Consider the following 21,375-nt stretch of genomic DNA (forward strand, 5'->3'; position numbering starts at 1 on the left):
CCTTCTCCTTTGAAACCAATTTTGATGAAAAATAGTGCAGGGTCACTTTTTGTATTAGATATCCTTTTTCTATTTTCCTTCTTTTTTCAGGATATACAAAAAGGAGAAAGTGTATTTCTCCTTTCGCAAGTTTATTTTGGAAGAACCCATTTGTCTTTCAGGAAACAGGCTCTGGCTAGTAAAAAGAAGATGGCGATGAGCACGGCGATGGTTCCCGACGTATATAAAATGGCAGCCGGATCAACCATCCCGAATAAGAGCTGTTTAAATAACGCATGCAGGTTCAGAAACGGGATGAGAAAGTATGATAAGTCAAATTGGTTCGGTGCCTTGCTGAAGATGAAAAACATCGGGAATACAGGCAAAAAGACGACGAGAGACATATAACTTTGCGCTTCTTTTACCGAGCTGGACATGATGCTGATGAAAAGCTCCATCGCAGATATCAGCAATGCAGAGAGCACAATGATTAAGGCTGAAGCGCCGATTACACTCCACATATGATCTCCCAGCTGGAAGGCCGTTTTTAAATTTTCGGTAAATAACACGGTGGACAAAATCAAAAACACCAAAGCCAATACACCTGAAGCCACGCCAAAAGTGGAAACCGCAAGCCACTTGCCGACCAGCATTTTGTTTCTGCTGACTGGCGTTAATAGCAGCGCCTCGATTGACTTCCGATCCTTTTCACCGGCCATGATATCAAGAGCGATCGGCATTGCGCCGGAAACAATGGAAGTCAGAATCAGCATGGGCAGAATGGCGGAAAGCATAATAGCGGAAGTCCCTTTCTCCTCATCCGCTTCCTTTTGCTGAATCGTAAATGGCTGGATGACCGATTGATCAATGCGCTTATTTGTTAAACGTTGCTGCACAATTTCATTTTTGTACTGATCTAAGGCAGACTGCACAAGCTGCATGGCATTTGAAGACCCTTGATCGATTGAATTGCCGTAAACATCAACCTTAAAAGGTGTCATGCTGTTGACATATGAGTCGAACTCTTTCGGGACGTTCAGATAGGCATCTGCTTTTCCTTCATCAACTGCCTCTTCAGGCTTTGCAAATGTTTTTACGCTGATTTCGTCAATCTCATTAAGCTTGCTTTCCAGTGCGGGCGGAAGCGAATGGCCGACAGCCAGCGTGTACTGCTCCCCTTTGTCGGACAGCATGCTTTCATAAAAAAAGACAAGTCCAAGCATCATAATCATCGGCACTAAGATTGTGAGTAAAATCGTTTTTCTGTCGCGCAAAGCGTCGATCATTTCTTTTTTATAAATATGGCTCAGCATTTAAGAAATCCCCCTGACAAGCTTAGACATAAAGATGTAATTCAAATCCTCACTGCGCTCGCTCTCGTATAGTGATTCAAGCGCCCCTCGGTAAATCACCTCTCCGCTGTGAATCATGATGACACTGTCACAGAGCGCCTGCACTTCCTCCATAATGTGGCTGGAGAAAAGAATCGTTTTTTGTTCTCTTTTCAGCTGCTGTATAAATTCGCGGAAGATGTTGCTTGACGTAATATCAAGCCCAGTTGTCGGCTCATCAAATAAAATGATGTCCGGATCGTGAATCAGCGCTCTGGCAATGGCGACTTTCTGCCTCATGCCTTTCGAAAACCCGCCCACTCTCCGGTTCATATAATCGCGCATGCCGAACCGTTTCGATAAATCTTCTATTCTTGCTTTGATCTCGTGGCGGTTCAGCCCATACAGCCTGCCGAAGTATTGGAGATTTTCTTTAGCGGTCATCCTGTCGTAAAGCCCGGTTTCTCCTCCGAATAAGACACCGATTCTTTTTTTGACTTCAGCACGCTGCTTGACCGTGTCAAAGCCGTCTACTGTGATTACACCCTGTGATGGTTCAAGCAAGGAAGCAATCATTCTCAGCATCGTCGTTTTGCCGGCACCGTTTTCTCCGAGAATGCCGACGACTTCTCCTTTTTCAATTGTTAAACTTACATCTCGCACCGCTTTGACTACTTTTTTCTTATCCTGAAACCTGCGGCTGCAATCGGTCAGTGTAATCATGTCACAATCTCCCTTATCTTTATTTCTAGTAATGACTATATACGAAAAGCTGGATTAGTTGGATAAAGTTGTCGCAAAGAGTTCTTTTTATGTCGCGAAATGGGATAGAATAAAGATGATTCTATGTAACTAGGGGAATGATAATGGTAAAAGTCGGACTTGTAGATGATTATCGAGTAGATTTAGAGAAGCTGGAAGCGATCGTGTCCAGAATGCAGGACGTCGAAATTGTCTTTTCCACCGATTCAGCGAAGGAAGCCTACAGGCGGGTAAAGAACGGAGACATTGATCTGCTGCTTGCCGATATCGAGATGCCCCATATGTCTGGCTACGAGCTTGCTGATTTGATCAAATCCCATTCACTTGATGTGGATGTGATTTTTGTTACCGGTCACGGCGGTTATGCGGTTCACGCCTTTGACCTGAACGTCCATGATTATATTATGAAGCCGTACTATGCCGACCGTCTGGCCGCTTCCTTCGACCGCTACTTGAAAAAGAAAACGGAAACGAGTTTGAATGGGCGTATATTGATAAAGCAAAAGTCTGAAATGCACGTCCTGCAAAAGAAGGATATTATTTTCGCAGAACGGACGGGGCGTTCGACGACGATTGTGACAACCGCCGAAGAGGTGCAAACGTATCAAACATTAAATGATATTAAAGGCGACCTGCCCGAAAAAGATTTTCTTCGTTCGCATCGTTCCTTTATTATCAACATTCATTACATAAAGCATTTTTCCGCTTATACCAAGCATTCATTCACAGTTTCCTTTGAGGGAACGTCTAAAAAAGCGATGATCACTAAGCAGCAGCTTGATTATTTTCAAAACTACTATTTTTGAGGAGTTTAGTACGTGATTACCCTTTTTCAATGTCTTTATCTGATTTTATTTAGTTTCATATGTTATCAGGGAGCTGCTGCTTTTTCACACAGTACAGCCGCCTCTTGGCTCACCGCTGTTTTAGGCGCAGCTGCTGCAGGATTGTACATTTGGAATACGAAGCGGGTGTGGAAACACTGTTCCTCAGGGCTTTGTGCATGGATTGCCGTGATTCAAGTGATGTCGGCGGGAGTAGTGCTGATCGGCACAGACATCATGCCGGCATTATGTGTAATCGCGATATTTGCAGGGTGTGAAGGGCTCCGTATCGGACAGTCTGCTTTGCAGGCAAGGCTTTCTGATCAAATTGATAAGCTGACTCAAGCTGAACAGCACGCCAATCAAATGCTGATTGATGTCAGAAGCCGGAATCATGACACAATGAAACATATCACTGCAATCAAATCAGCTCAGCCCAAGGCAGATACACAAGCATATATTCAAAACTGGGCGGATCAATTCAGTCAATATGACCGTTTTTTGAAAGGAGAGAACGCGTACGTTGCAGGGGTGCTTTATGATTTTTTAGAAAAAGCCCGCGCCTCGAATGTGAGTGTTTCGCTGCATATGCATACACCGCTTTCTTCCCTTCCGTTTTCGCCTGCTGATCAGGTCAGCTTGGTCGGCAACATATTAGAAAATGCGCTCGACAGCGCGGCGGAGACCCGAGAAAAAGCAGAGATTAAACTGGAGACTTCACTGCGCAGCGGGCTTTATGTACTGACTTGTGAAAACAGCACTCCCGGGATGGACCCAAAAGTGCTCGATACAATTTATCAATCGTTTGGCCGCTCAACGAAAAACGGCGCTCATGAAGGCATGGGCACATATATCATTCAAAAACTGGTGAAGAGCGCTTTTGGCAGGCTGGATTTTACCTACCGCCACCCCGTCTTCCGGTTAGAAATCAAAATTCCGTTTCAGAAATAAAAAAACCTTGAAAAGCCAAGCTTTTCAAGGTTTTTTTCATTATGAGGATAACGCTTGTGCAAAACGATCTGCTTCATCTTGCAGCGTGCTTTCAATTTCTTTGTAACGGCTGGAAATCGTTGATGCACTAACGCCGTATTTTTTCGCCAGTTTAGCCTGGGAAACGGACGCGCCGTTAAGAGAAATCGCGTTTACATAATATTCAACTGCCGCTGCAAAAGCTTCCGGCTTTCTGATGACAGGTGATTTTTTCTCGCAGAATGTTTTCCAGATGTCAATAACAGCTGGGATCAATTCAGTCGGATACTCTTCCCCGCTCATGCCTTCTTCAATAGCCGCAGCGGTTTCTTTCTCCAAGTCGTTTGCCCACTCAACAGTGCTTACTTCCGCTTTCTCTGCTTGTGGCTCTTCATCTTTCTCAGCTAACAACGCGAACAGAACGTTGTTGAATTCCTGCTTCATGAAGTCCTCCGGCGTTTTGCCGTCCTTCACAGCGGCATCCGCATATTTCTTCACCTTGCTGATCAGCGCTTCTGTTCTCTTCACCGGGAAGATCGTGAACTGCATGAAGAATTCTGCTTTTTCCGCTTCGTGGATTGGGTATCCAAGAATCAGGCTTCCCACTGGAGGAAGGTCTTGATTGCTGGCGTCCATTTCCACTTCGAATTGTTTTGCCGTAATGACATCTTCAAAGTGAATGATGCCTTCCTTCAGGTCCTTCAGCAGCAATAAAGCAGGCGTCATGCTCTGCCATGATTCTACGATCTCACGCGTTTTCGGACGAGTGATCGAATCGCCTTTTTTCTGAAGGTACTCTTCGAAGATTGTCTTCTCACCAGCAAGCGGGTGGAAGAAGATTCCCCAGATTCCTAAGTTAAATACGCTGATGTCTTTCGTCTGTCTGTCCATAGCAGAAAGAAAATCATGCTGGTTGATAAAGCCTGAAATGCTTTCTCTATGTACTGTGAAGGCATACTCCACTAAGTCTTCCTGAATTTGTTTCGCTTCTTTTGCCGCTAGTTCCGCCGGGAAGTCGACAACTTTACTTCCGCAGCATTTTTTATATTTCTTGCCGCTGCCGCATGGGCAAGGGGCATTTCGTTTCACTTTTCCCACAATAAACCCTCCGAATTCTGTTGTAACTTTTCTATTTTAACAAAAATAACTTCTGAGGGCTTGGTTTCGGGCTAAAAAAGAATTTGGTAATGTGATAAGCTGGTTGATTATGCCAATTTACCTATGACATTTTCACCAACTTTTGTGATTTAAGGCTTATCACCTATTCCCACTTTAGGCCCTTCTTTTTTACAATCATTAGGTATTTATTTAACATTTTAAGGAGTGTTTCTATTGGAACTAGCTGGTTTCATGCTGCGCGCCTGCGCTCTTTTACTTGATGTAATCATTGCCGCAGCAGTGATTTTGGCAGCCGGATTTACGTTTGGCGATGGGTCCGCCGGTGTCATTATTGTCGCCATATTGATGCTGATTGTGTACCCTTTGCTGATGCCGCTGACAAATTGGAAGGGCACGCTGGGCAAAAAAATCATCGGGCTGCAAATCGTGAGGGACGAAACATATAAAAAAATAACCTTCCCGCAAGCCATTGTCCGTTACCTGATAGCGTGGGTGCATGTGTTCTCCCGCCTGATCTATTTGACTGCCGCATTTACGAAGAAAAAACAAACCGTTCATGATATGGCTGCGAAAACCATTGTGCTGAAAGCAGAATAACCTTGAAGAATAGCATTCTTCAAGGTTTTGTTTTTCATTAATTCGTATTCTGGCCCCCGCCGTTCAGCCCTTCTTTGATCAGGCTGTTGACTTGGCTGCTCATCAATAAACCGATGTGTCCAACGCCATGGATTTGAACGTTTCTCGCACCATCTAATCTTGATAAGTAATTCATGACAATCATATCGGCACTGCTGTAAATGGATGTGTATAAAATCTTTTGATTTGGATCTGTTCCCGGAAGCGCCTTGCCTGTCGTCAAACGGTTGGCGCCGCCAAGCGTTACGACGTTTGCAATTTTATTTCCGCCGTCCAGATTTTTTATGTAGTAAAGTGTGTTCGCGCCCCCCATGCTGTGAGCGACAATATCCACTTTTTTCGCACCCGTTTCATCTAAAACCTTTTGCACAAATCGTGATAATACCGGTCCATTGTTATAATTTGTGCCTGTCTTGTCCCAAAAATCAACTGCATACAGCTTGTCCCGCGACCAGCCCTGAGATACGAGATAGCTCTTAATTCCCGCAAAATTGAATGATGCCCCGCCAATACCGTGAACCATAACGACTGGATTGTGTTCAGCGGCTTTTGCTGACGGCTGCAACGCAAACAGCGATGTAACAGACAGCATCAAAATTGTTACAAGTGCAATGATCCTTCTTTTTACAAATTTCATAATATCCTCCTTTTTTTGTAACAAATTCTCCAAATATATTACGTTACCAAATTAATTAAGTAAAGGGTAATTTTGGCTTATTTTTAAAGAAATTTTAAGATTCATAGGTCATTATTGGTCCTAAAAAGCCAAAAAAAGAAGGCTTATTCGCCTTCTTTTCTTCAATACTCATTGAAATAAGCTTGGATTTTTTGAGGATCATTTGTTTTGGTGAGCGCAAGCATCAGCAACATCCGTGCTTTTTGGGGGTTTAAAGAGTTCGATGCCAGCAAGTCCTTTTCCGCATAGTCTTGGTTTGGTGTGACGACACCATTTCCCGTGCGGGTAGAGCGCACCACTGTGACGCCTTTTTTGACTGCGCTGTCCGCCCCTTTTTCGGCTGCGTCAGATAAAGACCCGTTCCCAGAACCGGCAAATACAATCCCCTTTGCTCCGGCTTTTACAGCAGCGTCAAACAGGTAGCTTCCGTCATTTTGGTATCCATAGATAATGTCAACCTGCGGCAGCTCATCAAGATTAGAAACCGAGAAATCCGTGTCCTTCGTATGCTTACGGGTAATCTCATTATTAAAATAGATATCATCGGCAATTGTTCCGACAAAGCCCATTTCATCTGATTTAAATGTATCTGTTGTGGTTGTGTTTGTTTTGGTGACATATCGGGCTGAGGCAATCCGGTCGTTAAGAACAACAAGCGTCCCTTTCCCTTTTGCCTCAGGGGCACCTGCCACTTTCACTGCATTGTACAGGTTAGAAGGCCCATCAGCGCTGATGGCTGTGGAAGGTCTCATCGAACCGACAATAACAACCGGTTTATCACTTTTCACGGTGAGATTCAAAAAATAAGCGGTTTCCTCCAATGTATCTGTTCCATGAGTCACGACGATTCCGTCTACATCATCTGAAGCGAGCAAGTGGTTGATGCGTTTCGCCAGCTTCAGCAATATTTTATTATCAATATTTGTGCTGCCGACGTTAACAATCTGCTCGCCGCCGACGTTTGCAATGTCCTTCATTTCTGGAACTGCCTCGATCAGTGATTCAACGCCGACAACACCTGCTTTATATTCAGTTGTTGAGGTTTTCGATTGATCGGCACCAGCTATCGTGCCTCCTGTCGCTAAAATTCTAATGTTTGGCAGATCCTTTTTTTCAGAGGCAGAAGCCGAAGAGACTTTTTGTGTCTGCGTTTTTTCTTTCGGGGATTCTTTTGTTTCAGGAGAATGTGAACATCCGGTAAAAACAAACAATAGTGCGGTAAAAAGTACGAGCATTCGTTGTTTTTTCATCTATTTCTCTCCTTACATCCATATGATGATTAATCATTGAACATTTTATCTATTCAGTCAAAAGATCAGTCAGCTTTTCTCTCAGTATTTTTTGTTGTCATATCCTTCTTTTTTTGTCTTTTCATACAATGAATTTTTCTTGACAATTGATGATTGAATCAAGATAATAGACCAGTCACTATATTTTTGATTGCAATTCAGTAAGGTGGGAATGTTATGAGTTATGGAGATTCCCGTGAGAAAATCCTTTCGGCAGCTACCCGGCTTTTTCAGCTGCAGGGGTATTACGGCACGGGGCTGAACCAGATTATAAAGGAAAGCGGCGCGCCTAAAGGCTCTCTTTACTACCACTTTCCCGGGGGTAAAGAACAGCTTGCGATCGAAGCCGTGAATGAGATGAAGGAGTATATCCGTCAGAAAATCGCGGACTGCATGGAATCCTGCACCGATCCAGCGGAAGGCATTCAAGCCTTTTTGAAGGAGCTCTCCTGCCAGTTTTCATGTACGGAAGACATTGAAGGCTTGCCTGTGGGCTTGCTAGCGGCTGAGACGTCATTGAAAAGCGAACCGTTGCGCGAAGCCTGTCATGAAGCCTACAAAGAATGGGCCTCTGTGTATGAGGAAAAACTGCGGCAGACTGGCTGCAGCGAGAGCCGTGCAAAAGAAGCCAGCACTGTGGTTAACGCGATGATTGAAGGCGGCATCCTTTTATCTTTGACGGCAAAAAACAGTACGCCGCTCCTTCATATCTCCAGCTGCATTCCTGACCTGCTGAAGAGATAAAAAACGACATACTACATGCAGTTGATAGAGAGGGGAAATGATTTTGGAAACAACAGCTAAAGCATCTCAGCAATACAAAGTGATGCCGATTATGATTTCCTTGCTGTTGGCCGGTTTTATCGGCATGTTCAGTGAAACAGCGCTGAATATTGCGTTAACCGACCTTATGAAGGAATTGAACATTACAGCGGCAACCGTCCAATGGTTAACGACGGGCTACCTGCTTGTACTCGGTATCCTTGTTCCTGTTTCAGGACTGCTGTTGCAGTGGTTCACAACAAGACAGCTATTTACCGTGTCACTTATCTTTTCAATTTTAGGTACATTCATTGCGGCGCTTGCGCCGAGCTTCTCGTTTTTATTAGCGGCAAGGATCGTTCAGGCACTTGGAACCGGTCTTTTACTGCCCCTAATGTTTAACACAATCTTGGTGATTTTCCCGCCTCATAAACGGGGCGCCGCAATGGGAACGATCGGTCTTGTCATTATGTTCGCGCCCGCCATCGGCCCAACTTTCTCAGGATTGGTTCTGGAGCATCTCAACTGGCACTGGATTTTCTGGATCTCTCTTCCGTTCCTTGTGCTGGCGCTTGTGTTCGGTATCGCATATATGCAGAATGTATCTGAGACGACAAAGCCGAAAATCGATATATTGTCTATCATCCTGTCGACGATTGGCTTCGGCGGCATTGTGTTCGGATTCAGCAACGCGGGTGAAGGCTCCGGGGGATGGTCCAGCCCGACTGTTATCGTGTCGCTGATTGTCGGCGTTGTCGGCCTTATCCTATTTTCAATCCGCCAGCTGACAATGAAGCAGCCGATGATGAACCTCCGTGCGTTCAAATACCCGATGTTTATTTTGGGTGTTATCATGGTGTTCATTTGTATGATGGTCATTCTGTCATCTATGCTGCTTCTGCCGATGTATCTGCAAGGCGGCTTAGTCCTGACTGCATTTGCATCTGGTCTTGTTCTCTTGCCGGGCGGTATTTTAAATGGATTTATGTCTCCTGTTACAGGCCGCTTGTTCGATAAATACGGGCCGAAATGGCTTGTCATTCCGGGATTTGTGATTGTCACTGTTGTACTATGGTTCTTCTCAAATGTCACGACCACTTCAACGGCTGTGCTGATTATCATCCTGCACACCTGCTTGATGATCGGGATTTCTATGATCATGATGCCTGCACAGACAAACGGTTTAAACCAACTGCCGCGCGAATTTTATCCAGACGGCACCGCCATTATGAACACGCTGCAGCAAATGGCCGGCGCTATCGGAACAGCGGTTGCGGTCAGCATTATGGCTGCAGGCCAGCATGATTATATGAATACAGTTAAAAACCCTGCCGATCCGGCAGTCATCCCGCAAGCTTTGACAGCAGGCGTACAGCACGCATTTGTGTTTGCAATGATTGTTGCCATTATCGGTTTAATTGGCGCTTTCTTTATGAAGCGCGTGAAGGTAGATCATTAATATGAAAAGCCCCTGACTAGTGTTCAGGGGCTTTTTTTATGTTTACTTGTGGATCGTTTTCGCCGCGATTTCATCAATCGCGTGCCGCATGTCCTCCTTCGTATTATAAAAATGGGGAGCGAGACGGATGACATTGTCCCGCGGCGCACAAATCACTTTTTTCTTCTTCAGCAACGCCGCCGTTTCCGATGCCCGCTCATCCCGGATCGCAACCATGCCCGGCTGAATCCCCTCTTGTCCCGCCGCCAGCTTCAGGCCTTTTTCAGCGGCATATTGAACTGCATCGACACAGATCGTTTTCACATGATCCCGGATATGAGAAACCCCAATATAATTCAGCAGCGATAAAGCCGCTACAGCTGCGGATACGCTGATAAAAGCTGGGGTGCCCGTTTGAAAACGGCGCGCGCCTTTCGCATAAGCCCCATCAAATCCGTTCTCTCTGCCGAACCAAGCTGATGCTTTCGGTTTCAGTGCGTCAGCCAGCTCCTTTCTCACATAAAGAAACGCCACACCCGGTATGCCGAGCAAATACTTCCGGGTGCCTGCCGCCAGCATATCTGCGCCCCATTCCTTCACATCAATGGGAATATGCCCGGCTGATTGATAAGCATCTACAAACAATAAAGAGCCCTTTCTCTGAGAAATCTCGGCAATCGCTTTTATATCCTGAACATAGCCGTCACGATAATGAACGTGAGGAACACACGTCAGTACTGTTTCATCCGAAATATCCGTTTCATACTGTTCGAGCGGCATCACACCGTCTATTGATGGAATGACGGATACGGTATAATCGGAGTGTGCCTGCCAAACATGAGGCACCGCCGGAAAATCCATATCTGTATATACAACGTGCTTCTTTCCAAATGCAGTTAAGGACGATGCTACAGAAACCAGCGCATCAGAAACTGACGGCACAATCGCCACTTCATCCGGTTCAGCCCCGATCAGCTTTGCAAACTCGTTTCTCGCAAACTCTGTTTTTTCGATCGCTTCTTTCCAGTTCGTCCCCATATACAGCAGGCTGTCATGATAATCCTGGATCGCCCTTGATACAGGCTCTGCCAATGCGCTCTGAGAACAGCTGGCAAGCATCGTATGCGTCTGCAAGATTGGGAATAAATGACGATACTGCTGCGGCAAATGCTCCATTATGATTCACTCCTTTACATTATTTTGATGAAAAACCCATAAATAAACAATAGAATAAAAGAAAAAGGAGATGGGAGAATGAGAAAAAAAGTGCTGATCACAGGCTTTGACCCTTTTGACAAAGAAACCGTCAATCCATCATGGGAAGCAGCGAAACGGCTTAATGGCTTCGAGACAGAAGAAGCCATTATTACAGCGGAACAAATTCCAACCGTCTTTAGATCCGCTCTGGACACTCTGCGCCAAGCCATTCAAACACATCAGCCGGATATCGTAATTTGTGTCGGCCAAGCAGGAGGACGGATGCAGGTTACACCGGAACGAGTGGCGATCAACCTTGCAGATGCGCGAATCCCCGATAACGAAGGGCATCAGCCGATTGATGAAGAGATTTCTCCAGATGGGCCCGCCGCTTACTGGACAGGGCTTCCCGTGAAACGAATGACTGCTAAGATGAAGGAACACGGCATTCCAGCTGCGGTTTCATACACAGCGGGGACCTTTGTATGCAACTATTTGTTCTACGGGTTAATGGATCACATTAGCCGGACATCCCCGCACATTCGCGGCGGTTTTATTCATATTCCTTACATTCCGCAGCAAACAATCGACAAAACAGCGCCGAGCCTCAGCCTGGACACGATTGTCCGGGCATTGAGAATCGCCGCTGTTACGGCCGCACAATATGATGAGGATGTGAAGTCACCGGGCGGTACGCTGCACTAAGCGGCCGCCGCTGTTTCTTCCCTCAGCCTCTTTTTGTAGACAAACGCCGATAGGGTGACACTCACTTCAAACAGGACAAGAAGCGGGATCATCACGAGAAAATCAGAAATAAAATCAGGCGGTGTAATCAATATGGACACGACAATCAGCAGAAAATAGGAAAGCTTTCTCGCTTTGGCCAGTCTGTAAGGATTTAAGATGCCCAGCCTTGTTAAAAACATCACCACCAAGGGCATCTCAAACAAGAAGCCGAACGGCAGGCTCAAATTCACCATAAACCTAAAGTAGCGGTCAGCCGTAAACATCGTTTCAAAGTGGCCGGAGGATAAATGAGTCAAAAAGCTGAGCACGATCGGAAACAAGACAAAGTATCCGAAGGAGATGCCCGCCAAAAACAACGCAAATAAACCTGGTATGTACATGAGCGTCACCTTGCGCTCCGTTTTCGTCAGCGCCGGTGCAACGAAACGCCACAGCTGGTACGCGGCAACAGGGATAGAAGCCGCAATGGCACAAATGCCGGAAAGCATCATATACACCCAGAGGATTTCACTCGGCCCAAGCACAGCCAGCTTTCCATCCAAATCCCTGATCAGCCAGTCATAAATGTCCTGTACGAACAAAAAAGCCGTGATGAGAAATAGAAAAAATGCCGCAAGGGTGACGATAATCCGGCGGCGAAGCTCTTCTAAATGCCCGATCAGATGGGTTTCTTTTTTATCCATTCAAAAAAGCCCTCCCTTTCATAAAAAAAGAGGCAGACCCGGTGTCTGCCTCATCAGCATTCAGCCCGCGTTTTTGTCCTGCTTTACCGCTGTCAGCTCAGCTGATTTCTCTTCTTTTTCATCACCAGACACAAGTGATTTTGTGGCGCTTTTAAATTCCAGCAGTGTCCGTCCGGCGGCACGCCCGATTTCCGGCAGCTTGGAAGGGCCAAAAATAATGAGGGCGATGACGAAGATCAGAATCAAGCCCGGTATTCCAATGTTTGAAAACATAATTTTCACTCCTTAATTCGTGATTTTTGCCCGCTTCTTAATCATTTGTTTTTCGTGGGCTTTGTTGTGCGCAAAGAAACGATCCTCTTCGACCTCATCGGATTGCTTCACCCCGCCTTGGATTGTTGTGGATGATACCTTTCTCAACCCAGTTTGGTCTTTCTGGTAAACGAATGAAGCCCGCGTGGAAATGGCTGCGCCCGGCTCGGTCACAAACGGCATGACCCGATAATCGGCTTTCCACTGGTGAGGCGTCACTGTACAGCGGACATATCCGCGATAGTCGTTAAAGAACTTGATGTGCGGATTTTCTTTTAAAATTTGGTCCGTATCCGCCCGCTTATCGGCGCCGTTTCCTCCGGAAGTGATCGAGGTTCCGACAAATTCGGCTCCGAATATTTTTGAACTTGTTTTCTCGAAATCGACATGCAAATTCGATGCCCAGCTTGCGTGTACATCACCTGTCAGTACGACAACATTATTCAGATTTTTGCTTTTAATGAAATTGATAACCCGTTCGCGCTGAGCCGGGTAGCCGTCCCACGAATCCATGCTGTAGATCGGGCTTGCGCTTGTCCCGAAATTCCACTTGGCAAAGAAAATCTGCTGCGCCAGCACATTCCAGTGGGCTGTCGAGCTGCCCAAATTGTTGAAGAGCCACTGCTCCTGTTCTTTTCCAAGCAGGGTCCGATTCGGATTGCGCGATTCATCAGAAGGCGGCTTATTGCCGTCGTTATTGGCTTGGTCGTCCCTGTACTGGCGGGTATCAAGTACATTGAAGGACGCCAGGTTTCCGTACGTAAAGTGCCGGTACAGCTGCATATCTGGGCCATTCGGCAAAGAGGAAATGCGGAGCGGCATATGTTCATAGTATGCCTGGTATGCTGCCGCGCGGCGGAGCACGAATGCTTCAACCGACTGTCCTTTTTCAGGTATTTTATTGGCATAGTTGTTTTCAACTTCATGGTCATCCCAAGTTACAACCCAAGGGAATGCCGCATGTGCAGCTTTAAGATTGGCGTCAGAACGGTATTGAGCGTGACGGTTCCGATAGTCTTGCAGCGAAATGATTTCCGCGCTGTTGTGCGTGCGGACATTGCCTGTTTTTGATACATATTCATTTGGACCGTATTCATATATGTAATCACCGAGATGGAAGACAAGATCAAGCTTTTCCTTTGCCATATGCTTGTAGGCCGTATAATATCCGTGCTCATATTGCTGGCAGGAAGCAAATGCAAAGGTCATTTGCGTCACATTGGCGCCAGGGGCAGGCAGTGTTTTTGTTTTTCCGACAGGGCTTAGTTCATGGCCGGTTTTGAAACGGTAATAGTACACTTTGTTCGGCTCAAGCCCGTCCGCTTCCACATGAACGGAATGGGCAAGACTCGGTTTCGCCATTTCAGTGCCTTTTCTTACGATTTTGCGGAAATGCTCATCCTTTGCGACCTCCCATTTGACAGGCACTGCTTGCTTCGGCATTCCTCCGCCGTTCAGCGGATCTGGTGCCAGGCGTGTCCAAAGCACGACACTGTCAGAAAGCGGATCACCTGACGCTACCCCTAATGTAAACGGATAGCTTGAGAATTTAGGCGCAGCATTTACTTCAAAGGCCCCAACCGACTGGGCAATCGTTAATCCAAGAGAAAGTCCTGCAATCTTCCCCGCTCCTTGAATAAATTTACGGCGGTCAAACGTATTGTTTTGAAAGCTTTCCTCTTTCAGTTTCTGTACCCATTCATCAAAACGACTGTCGTATGCCATTCAAGATCCCCTCTCTCCTCATTGATCGTCTCCATTATAGGAAATCATTGTTAAACGACTGTGAAGAAGTGTGAACCGATTGTAAGCGCTGAACATCAAAAACAGGTCTTCCCTCACAAGCCTGCCGCTGAAACATGCCGAAAGCTGGCTGAATGACGCGTTTTCTGCATATCCTGTCATTTGCAAGCCGCCCATTCGGACTATTTTTCTTCACATGATCTTAAAAAAACAAAAACACCGAGCCATTTCGTAGAATGACTCAGTGCCTTATCAGTTATTTCGAAAACAATCTGCTGAAAAAGCCCTTCTTTTTCGGCTTTTCAGCAGGAGGCTCTTGTTCTCTTACAATCCCTTTTTCCTTCGCTTCTTTTAGCCAAAATGGAAATTCAGCAAGCAGAGCATCATAAAGCTCATCATCAGAAATGCGGTCAATCTCTTCGATATGCAGGAAGTTCGTGTTATCAACGACACGCCCTTCTAGCGTATCCAGTTTATTGAGAAAATCAAAGTTTCCGTTTCCGATGCCGACAAACTGCCAGAACACCGGTTTATCAGAAGAAGCTTCAATTATCGGTTTGATTGACTTTTTACAGCCCCCGTCATTGATAAAAACAATGAAAGCAGGATACGAGCTCGGTTCCTCCGCAACATATTTGCGCAGCACGTCCTTCATGACTGGCGGCTCATCATTTCTGCCGAATTTATGCAAGCGGTCATTATTTAAAATTTCACGATCGACATAGCCCGAAAACTCCTTTTCTGAAACTGGCTTTAATCGGGAAAATTCATTATCATACACCCATACATCCAGCAAACCGTTATCATCAAACTGATCAGCCACTGCCAAAATCCGCTCCACCACATTTTGAACCGTCCCGTTTTTGTAGAGCGGTCTCATCGATCCCGTAATATCAAGAACCAGTCCGACACGAGCCGTCACCTTCGTTAACTGCTTTTTCTCCAGTACGATCTTTACACTTTTCTTTTGCAGGTCAATTGTTGCCATTCTGTCATCTCCGTCAGCTCTTTTTTCTTCGATTATCTCACAGGAATATTTTCCATTGCATCTTTTCAAATAAAAACACCGTTCAATTTGAACGGTGTCCTGTCTCTAAAATGTGTTATATACATTTTCACACGTCTCCGCCGTCGGCTGATAAAAGCAGTGTGACTTAAATCTGGCCACAAACGGCTGGTTATACCACTGGGCTGGACAGTCCCCCTCCGGCCTGAAGTACCATAAACTAAATTTTGCAGGCCAGCGCCTTTCACCATTAATCGACCGGCGTGCAAGGGCACGCTCGCTATCTCGCGCCCTTTGATAAAAATATCCATGAGTCACAGCCTCAAACGCGTGTGGCTGATAAATCATCTGCCTGATGGTGCGGAGGCCTTTAAAATCTGAGCAATTCGCCCGCAGCCGATTAATTCCAACGTTGCCGACAAGCAGCATCCCCTGCTTGCCTTCGCCTTCCGCTTCCGCTCTGAGCAGCCTTGCCATCAAATCGACATCCGCACTCGTTGCTCTCACGACCGCCATCACGTCACCTCCCCTTGATCTCTTTTCATCATATTTCATTACTTCAGAAGTGATGACGGAGGGACAGGAGAAGTTTTTAAATTTATTCATCTAAAAACAGCAAACATAATGGGCTGTTGGGCATCAAAGCAGCGTCCGGTGCAGTACAAGCTTCACGTTTCCGCTGTCGAAGCGCCGCAGCCTCAATTCCTGGATTCACATCATTGACCCCTCCCCAGCAGATTTGCACCCGCCTCCGAAAAGAAATAAGGTTTAACTTTTTACATTTGAGGAATTATACATAACAAATCAAATGACAAAAGGAGGAATTGTAATGACACATGTGAAAGCGCTCGCTATTAAAGGTATTATGACGATTATTGTGTTGTATCTGGTGCTTGGTCTGGGCTTTGGTTTCACGTTTGGTGATACGCTGCTAATGACGATTGTGTTAGGGGTTATTTCTTATTTGCTGGGCGATCTGTATGTATTGCCGAGATGGAATAATATGATTGCAACTTTGGCTGATTTTGGCTTGGCCTTTCTTGTGATCTGGCTGATGGGCATGCCGCTTTCCCTGGGGATGACTGGCGGTGAAGTTGCGTTGGCGGCTTTATTCGGCGCGATCGTCATGGCAATCGGTGAATATTGCTTCCATTTCTATATGATGAGCAAAGAGATTGGCAAGAAGCATTATCTTGAAACAAGAACAGACTCATAATGGAAAGGCCGGTGCTGACAGCATCGGCCTTTTATACTTATTGGGCGCCTTTGTTTACGCATCCTGCTTGTCCGCATTCCTGATCGCCATGTAGGAAAAGAACAATCCGAATGCCGCTAACGATAACGGGATATACACAACAGATGAAATCGAGAAGCCCGGACTTGTTGAGCTGATGAGCATCACAATTACTACAGATGAAATGATGGTCGCCGGAACCGAGTGTCTACGCATCCCAAAAAAGATGGGAACTAAACTGGTTCCAGCGGCGCCAAAAGCGAAAACCGCCATTTTGACCGCCTGTTGAGAAATGATCTCGAAAGTAAGCTCTCCTGGTATGAAATGGTAGATCGAGTTCAGCCAAAAGAAACCGGCGGCTATGAGTATATTTGAAAGTAAAATCGTGATAAACGTCAGTCCGCCCGCGATCATGAGCTTAGCGGTGAGCAGCTTTTTACGGCTGATCGGGTACGTGAACATCACAAGAATGGTTTTGTTTTTATATTCCGAAATCACCAATTTTACGATCAGCACAGCGCCAAATACGATAAATACCGCTCTGACGAAGGTGCCGATGATGAGGAATGCTTCATCCGTACTTTGGAACGAAACCCCGCCATCGGCTTTTTCGGAATAACTGATCAGCCACATAAAACCCATAATGATCACGTTGGCAATGAGGGCACCTCTGATATACCAGCCCATTTTCATTTTTCTTAATTCGATTCTGATCAAATTCATCAACGTGTCTCTCCTCCTTTACGCACTGATGCTATTGCCGTTGATCAATTTGATAAAATAATCCTCCAGCGACGTATACTTTTTGTTCATTGATTCAATGTCTACATCATTTAAAATCAGCGCTTTGGATATAGCAGGCTGTGAGGCTTCGGCTTCGTAAATTCGGATTGTTTTCTCATTTAAAATTTTAAAGTTGGTTAATTGCAGCTCTTTCTCAAGAACAAAGCAGGCCTTTGTCTGATTCGATGTAACAAGCTCGATGTATTCAGTGTTCTGGCCCCTGACATCCTCCATTGATACCTCTTCAAGCAGCCTGCCGTCCCGAATGACGCCGATTGTGTCCGCGATTTGTTCGATTTCACCCAGCAGGTGGCTTGAGATCAGCAGTGTCATCCCGTACTCTTTGCTCAGCACTTGAAACAATTGCCTGATCTTTTTAATGCCGATAGGGTCAAGACCATTCACCGGCTCATCCAAAATGAGCAGGTCCGGCTTCGTGAGGATGGCACGCGCAATTCCAAGGCGCTGCTTCATCCCGAGGGAAAAGGTTTTGACGGGTTTTTTGTCGATTTGTTTTAAATTCACCATATCCAGCACTTCTTGTATGGCTTTTTTATTGTGATATCCCATATATTCACAATGCAGATCTAAATTTTCTTCAGCTGTCAGGTTTTCATAAAAAATCGGATATTCAATCATGCTGCCGATGTTCCCCAGCACCTCATATGACGTGTGGGTGAACTTGTTCCCAAGAATGATGATTTCACCGCTTGTCGGTTTGACAAGGCTCGTCAGCATTTTCATAATGGTTGTTTTCCCCGCGCCGTTCGGGCCGAGAAAGCCATAGATTTCACCTTTTTTAATATGCATGCTGACATTGGATACGACCTCTTTGCCCTGATATGTTTTGGTCAGCCCGTTTGTTTGTACGATATAAGTCAACTTTGTTTCTCCTTCCCTCTCTTTTCCTGTTTTCTATTGTAGCGGCGAGCCCTGTCATTTTTATTTCTCAAACCTTAAGAAATTCTTACGATTAATATGTCATGCGTTTCAAGGTGATCGTAAATGCAGTCCGTTCGTACGGCTTGCTTTGGACGGATATGGTGCCTCCCATTTTTTCTGTAAGCCGTTTTGTGATGGTTAAACCCAGTCCGCTTCCTTGAAATGCTTTATTTCTGGATTCTTCAAGTGTGTACAGCCTCTCAAACACCCGCTGCTGATCGGTTTCACTAATCCCTTTTCCGCGATCCCATACGGTGATGGCGATGTTCCTTTCATCATAAGACAGCGTCAGCCCGATTAACTTGCCGGCCGCGCCATATTGAATCGCATTGGACAATAGGTTTTGCAGGATTCTGTCCAGAGCCTCTTCATTCGCCTGCGCATACACCGGCGTATCCGGGATATCGATGGCTGCTTGAAAGCCTTTTGACTGAACAGCGTCATAATAGTGCAGGATATTTCGTTTGCATATGTCGTTCATATGTACTTTGGTAATCGGGATCTCTTTATCTTCAGATTCTAATTTCGCTAAATCAAAAAAGGAGTTGATCATCTGAATGAGTTCATTTGTTTTCTGGCGGAGCTTCCCCAGCAATCTTTCCCGCTCTTCGTCCGGCATGTTCGGGTCACTTTGAATGGCTTCGATATAACCGAGAATGACCGTTAACGGCGTTTTCAGGTCGTGAGACATATTGGTCAGCATCCGCTTCATGGATTGCTCTGTTTTGGCAAATTGGGCGCTGATCTGCTGACGATTCTCAACGATAAGATTGATATTAACAAGCAAGCTTTTGAGCGCATGATCGTCTGTAGGAAGCAAAATTTGTCCTGCCGAATCCCGGCTGAGCATGTAGCTAAGCTGGTCAGCCGTGTAAGCCAGATTCCCGTCCCGCTTCTTTTTCATTATGAATTGAATCACATTCAGACACGCCAGAGCGATGACAGCGGCCACCCATAGCACTGTCATTCTAAAACTCTCCTAATTTATAACCGATGCCCCATAACGTTTTAATATATTGAGGGGAGGAGGGGTCATCCTCAATCTTTTCTCTGAGCCGCCGCATATGTACGTTAATGATGTTCTGATCATCAAAGTACTCTTCATTCCAAACGGAACGGTAGATTTGTTCTTTCGTAAACACTTTTTTAGGATTTGATGCAAATAAGCACAGCAGCTGCCATTCTGTTGACGTCAGCTGGAGCGGCTCTCCGTTTTTCAAAACGGAAACATTGTCTATATCTATCGCAAGCTGGTGAATCTGGATCACCTTATTCACAGCCGGCTCCTCTGCCGAATATTGCGTTGCCCGCCGTATCGCGGCTTTTACTCTAGCTGTCAGCTCAATCATCGAAAACGGTTTGGCGATATAATCATCCGCCCCAAAGCCAAGTCCCAATGCCTTGTCCACATCTCCGTCTTTTGCCGAAATCATTAAGACCGGTATATTGCTTTTTTCCCGGATGATTTTCAGAAAATCCATGCCGTTCAGCTTCGGGAGCATGATATCAAGGAGGACCAAATCGTATGAACCCTGCTGAAACAGCCGGATGCCCTCTTCTCCGTCGAAGGCATGCACAATTCCAAAGCCTTCTTTTGTTAAATAATGATCCACCATTTCACTGATTGAGTGGTCGTCTTCTACAAGCAATATGCGCTGCATCTTCTCACCTAACCTTTACAAAATCAAAAAACACACACGTAATTACACTTATTGTAATTGAAAAACGTGTGTGTTTTATATAAATTATTCTTTTTTTCCTGTTTTCAGCTTCCTGTATTCCATGCCCGTAATGACAAAGAATACGGCAGCGCATCCAATGACTTGAATAAGCCCGAGCCGTTCACCGAGAAATAAAGCTCCATAGAAAATCGTCAGGATAGGCCCTGCCATTGAAATGGCGGCGGCTCGCTGTGCCCCGATTCGTTTTATGCCCTCAAGCATTAGCACAAATGGAATCACTGTGGTAACGACTGCAATTACCGCGAACAAACCATACATAGAAAGCGGATATGCTGCCATTGGCGTATTCATGCCAGCCCGATTTGATCCCTGTGTAAAGCATCATGGCAGCTCCAGCAGCTGTCATCCCGTATGCATTGAGACGGATCCCCCCGATTTGATGGACGAGATGCCCGGAAAGGACAAGATAACCAGCATAGACGGCCGAAGATAACAAAATGAATACAGCTCCAATCATATTCGCCTGGAAAAGCTCAGCATTCCAGCCGGCCAGCGCCAAGAAAAGCCCAAACATGACCGCCAGAACTGCGAAGAGGTCCTGAATTGAGGACCTTTTCCGGTCACGACACGCGGTGAATCCAAACACAAACAACGGATAGCTCATCAGCAATATACGTTCAACCATTGCGGATACATGGTTCAGCCCGATAAAATCAAGCAAGGGAGACAGAAAAAAACAAAACACTCCCGCGCCACAAGCCTTCCATAGGTCTCCTTTTTTCTTACCGTCTGGCATTGGAGGACGGTATATTAAAAAAATCAGCCAAAACAGCGGAACAGCCAGCAGCTGCCTGTATAGCAGCACGGCATCTGGCTCAGCACCCATTTGGTATGCCCATTTTATCCAAATCGATTTAGACGCAAAACAAACTGTTCCGATCAGCAAAAAAATCGTACCTGCTGCGGCCTCACGAATCTTACTCTGCTCTTCTGCTCTCATCTCATCTCAGCTTTTCTCCTTTACTTATTCAAATGCTTTTGGATAAAATCCAGAAGCGTATATCCTTGAGCAGTCAGAATAACACCTTTTCCGCTGCAGGCCGGGCAAGGTGTTCCTTCGATTTCTCCCGCTCTTTCACATTTAGGACATGCGACCTCAAGATCATCAGTTGCAATGACCATTTGATATCCTCCTTTCTAACTCATCTGCTATGCCACCACCAGCCATCGTCCATTGGCCGTCACCTCCTTTAAGAAACAC

Annotated in this window: 25 protein-coding genes and 1 pseudogene; 8 read left to right on the forward strand and 18 right to left on the reverse strand. The window is 45.7% G+C overall.

Annotated features, from left to right (window positions below):
• Positions 1 to 131 precede the first annotated feature (131 nt).
• Both natB and natA read right to left on the reverse strand, forming a co-directional pair.
• Positions 132 to 1,292 (reverse strand): sodium ABC transporter permease NatB, encoded by a 1,161-nt coding sequence (natB, locus tag CW370_RS17595; RefSeq protein ID WP_024571899.1) that lies wholly within the window; start codon positions 1,290 to 1,292, stop codon positions 132 to 134.
• The gene (natA, locus tag CW370_RS17600) at positions 1,293 to 2,033 is read right to left on the reverse strand and encodes a sodium ABC transporter ATP-binding protein NatA (protein ID WP_042977288.1); all 741 of its coding nucleotides are present in this window, start codon (positions 2,031 to 2,033) and stop codon (positions 1,293 to 1,295) included.
• Between the two features lie 143 nt (positions 2,034 to 2,176).
• Here natA and natR point away from each other — a divergent pair, with 143 nt between their 5' ends.
• Both natR and natK read left to right on the forward strand, forming a co-directional pair.
• A complete protein-coding gene (gene natR, locus CW370_RS17605) occupies positions 2,177 to 2,878 on the forward strand; it encodes a two-component system response regulator NatR (protein WP_003234759.1) in 702 nt (233 codons plus the stop codon).
• Between the two features lie 12 nt (positions 2,879 to 2,890).
• On the forward strand, positions 2,891 to 3,847 hold the full coding sequence (gene natK / locus CW370_RS17610; protein WP_101169864.1) for a two-component system sensor histidine kinase NatK: 957 nt from the start codon (positions 2,891 to 2,893) through the stop codon (positions 3,845 to 3,847).
• Positions 3,848 to 3,886: 39 nt separating this feature from the next.
• Here the strand turns inward: natK and CW370_RS17615 are convergent, their stop codons facing one another.
• Positions 3,887 to 4,963, reverse strand: a complete 1,077-nt coding sequence (locus tag CW370_RS17615) for a helix-turn-helix domain-containing protein (protein WP_003246276.1) — start codon at positions 4,961 to 4,963, stop codon at positions 3,887 to 3,889.
• A 234-nt stretch (positions 4,964 to 5,197) separates the two neighbouring features.
• On the opposite strand from CW370_RS17615, the gene CW370_RS17620 reads away from it, so the two are divergent.
• The gene (locus CW370_RS17620) at positions 5,198 to 5,581 is read left to right on the forward strand and encodes an RDD family protein (protein WP_101169865.1); all 384 of its coding nucleotides are present in this window, start codon (positions 5,198 to 5,200) and stop codon (positions 5,579 to 5,581) included.
• A gap of 37 nt (positions 5,582 to 5,618) precedes the next feature.
• On the opposite strand, the gene lipA is transcribed toward CW370_RS17620, so the two are convergent.
• Entirely contained in the window at positions 5,619 to 6,257 is a 639-nt protein-coding gene (lipA, locus tag CW370_RS17625; protein WP_086343408.1) for a lipase LipA, read from the reverse strand.
• 161 nt (positions 6,258 to 6,418) lie between these two features.
• On the reverse strand, positions 6,419 to 7,546 hold the full coding sequence (ansZ, locus tag CW370_RS17630) for an asparaginase AnsZ (RefSeq protein ID WP_101169866.1): 1,128 nt from the start codon (positions 7,544 to 7,546) through the stop codon (positions 6,419 to 6,421).
• Positions 7,547 to 7,762: 216 nt separating this feature from the next.
• Here ansZ and lmrA point away from each other — a divergent pair, with 216 nt between their 5' ends.
• Both lmrA and lmr(B) read left to right on the forward strand, forming a co-directional pair.
• A complete protein-coding gene (lmrA, locus tag CW370_RS17635; protein WP_101169867.1) occupies positions 7,763 to 8,329 on the forward strand; it encodes a transcriptional regulator LmrA in 567 nt (188 codons plus the stop codon).
• A 37-nt stretch (positions 8,330 to 8,366) separates the two neighbouring features.
• Positions 8,367 to 9,806 (forward strand): lincomycin efflux MFS transporter Lmr(B), encoded by a 1,440-nt coding sequence (lmr(B), locus tag CW370_RS17640; RefSeq protein ID WP_029878389.1) that lies wholly within the window; start codon positions 8,367 to 8,369, stop codon positions 9,804 to 9,806.
• Between the two features lie 42 nt (positions 9,807 to 9,848).
• On the opposite strand, the gene CW370_RS17645 is transcribed toward lmr(B), so the two are convergent.
• Positions 9,849 to 10,961, reverse strand: a complete 1,113-nt coding sequence (locus tag CW370_RS17645) for an aminotransferase class V-fold PLP-dependent enzyme (RefSeq protein ID WP_101169868.1) — start codon at positions 10,959 to 10,961, stop codon at positions 9,849 to 9,851.
• Positions 10,962 to 11,039: 78 nt separating this feature from the next.
• On the opposite strand from CW370_RS17645, the gene pcp reads away from it, so the two are divergent.
• Positions 11,040 to 11,687 carry a pyroglutamyl-peptidase I gene (gene pcp, locus CW370_RS17650; RefSeq protein ID WP_086343405.1) on the forward strand — a complete coding sequence of 216 codons (648 nt, stop codon included), beginning with the start codon at positions 11,040 to 11,042 and terminating at the stop codon, positions 11,685 to 11,687.
• Here pcp and tatC read toward each other — a convergent pair.
• The 6 genes from tatC to cwlJ all read right to left on the reverse strand — a co-directional run bounded on the left by tatC (position 11,684) and on the right by cwlJ (position 15,989).
• On the reverse strand, positions 11,684 to 12,412 hold the full coding sequence (gene tatC, locus CW370_RS17655; RefSeq protein WP_014475692.1) for a twin-arginine translocase subunit TatC: 729 nt from the start codon (positions 12,410 to 12,412) through the stop codon (positions 11,684 to 11,686). The genes pcp and tatC overlap by 4 nt on opposite strands.
• Positions 12,413 to 12,472: 60 nt before the next feature.
• On the reverse strand, positions 12,473 to 12,685 hold the full coding sequence (gene tatAD, locus CW370_RS17660; RefSeq protein ID WP_003223835.1) for a sec-independent protein translocase protein TatAD: 213 nt from the start codon (positions 12,683 to 12,685) through the stop codon (positions 12,473 to 12,475).
• A gap of 12 nt (positions 12,686 to 12,697) precedes the next feature.
• Positions 12,698 to 14,449, reverse strand: coding sequence for an alkaline phosphatase PhoD (gene phoD, locus CW370_RS17665; RefSeq protein ID WP_101169869.1), 1,752 nt, complete (start codon positions 14,447 to 14,449; stop codon positions 12,698 to 12,700).
• An 18-nt stretch (positions 14,450 to 14,467) separates the two neighbouring features.
• Complete coding sequence (locus CW370_RS17670) at positions 14,468 to 14,644, reverse strand: hypothetical protein (protein WP_032679897.1); 177 nt, start codon at positions 14,642 to 14,644, stop codon at positions 14,468 to 14,470.
• A gap of 79 nt (positions 14,645 to 14,723) precedes the next feature.
• Entirely contained in the window at positions 14,724 to 15,455 is a 732-nt protein-coding gene (locus tag CW370_RS17675; RefSeq protein ID WP_024572522.1) for a vWA domain-containing protein, read from the reverse strand.
• Between the two features lie 105 nt (positions 15,456 to 15,560).
• Positions 15,561 to 15,989, reverse strand: a complete 429-nt coding sequence (cwlJ, locus tag CW370_RS17680) for a cell wall hydrolase CwlJ (RefSeq protein WP_015715185.1) — start codon at positions 15,987 to 15,989, stop codon at positions 15,561 to 15,563.
• Between the two features lie 313 nt (positions 15,990 to 16,302).
• Between cwlJ and CW370_RS17685 the strand changes: the two genes are divergently transcribed.
• The gene (locus CW370_RS17685; RefSeq protein ID WP_014478718.1) at positions 16,303 to 16,689 is read left to right on the forward strand and encodes a YndM family protein; all 387 of its coding nucleotides are present in this window, start codon (positions 16,303 to 16,305) and stop codon (positions 16,687 to 16,689) included.
• Complete coding sequence (locus CW370_RS21355) at positions 16,649 to 16,783, forward strand: hypothetical protein (protein WP_130573404.1); 135 nt, start codon at positions 16,649 to 16,651, stop codon at positions 16,781 to 16,783. The genes CW370_RS17685 and CW370_RS21355 overlap by 41 nt, the downstream gene beginning before the upstream one ends.
• On the opposite strand, the gene CW370_RS17690 is transcribed toward CW370_RS21355, so the two are convergent.
• The 6 genes and pseudogenes from CW370_RS17690 to rtpA all read right to left on the reverse strand — a co-directional run bounded on the left by CW370_RS17690 (position 16,744) and on the right by rtpA (position 21,296).
• A complete protein-coding gene (locus tag CW370_RS17690; protein ID WP_080262631.1) occupies positions 16,744 to 17,430 on the reverse strand; it encodes an ABC transporter permease in 687 nt (228 codons plus the stop codon). The two genes, CW370_RS21355 and CW370_RS17690, sit on opposite strands and share 40 nt — an antisense overlap.
• 18 nt (positions 17,431 to 17,448) lie before the next feature.
• Positions 17,449 to 18,372, reverse strand: a complete 924-nt coding sequence (locus CW370_RS17695; RefSeq protein WP_024572520.1) for an ABC transporter ATP-binding protein — start codon at positions 18,370 to 18,372, stop codon at positions 17,449 to 17,451.
• Positions 18,373 to 18,463: 91 nt separating this feature from the next.
• Positions 18,464 to 19,399, reverse strand: coding sequence for a two-component system sensor histidine kinase YcbM (gene ycbM / locus CW370_RS17700; RefSeq protein WP_101169870.1), 936 nt, complete (start codon positions 19,397 to 19,399; stop codon positions 18,464 to 18,466).
• A gap of 1 nt (position 19,400) precedes the next feature.
• The gene (ycbL, locus tag CW370_RS17705; protein ID WP_101169891.1) at positions 19,401 to 20,081 is read right to left on the reverse strand and encodes a two-component system response regulator YcbL; all 681 of its coding nucleotides are present in this window, start codon (positions 20,079 to 20,081) and stop codon (positions 19,401 to 19,403) included.
• 96 nt (positions 20,082 to 20,177) lie between these two features.
• Positions 20,178 to 21,114: pseudogene (locus CW370_RS17710) on the reverse strand (DMT family transporter).
• A 20-nt stretch (positions 21,115 to 21,134) separates the two neighbouring features.
• Positions 21,135 to 21,296 carry an anti-TRAP regulator gene (rtpA, locus tag CW370_RS17715; RefSeq protein ID WP_003234807.1) on the reverse strand — a complete coding sequence of 54 codons (162 nt, stop codon included), beginning with the start codon at positions 21,294 to 21,296 and terminating at the stop codon, positions 21,135 to 21,137.
• Positions 21,297 to 21,375 lie beyond the last annotated feature (79 nt).

Source organism: Bacillus sp. SN32 (assembly GCF_002837495.1).
GTDB lineage: Bacteria > Bacillota > Bacilli > Bacillales > Bacillaceae > Bacillus > Bacillus subtilis.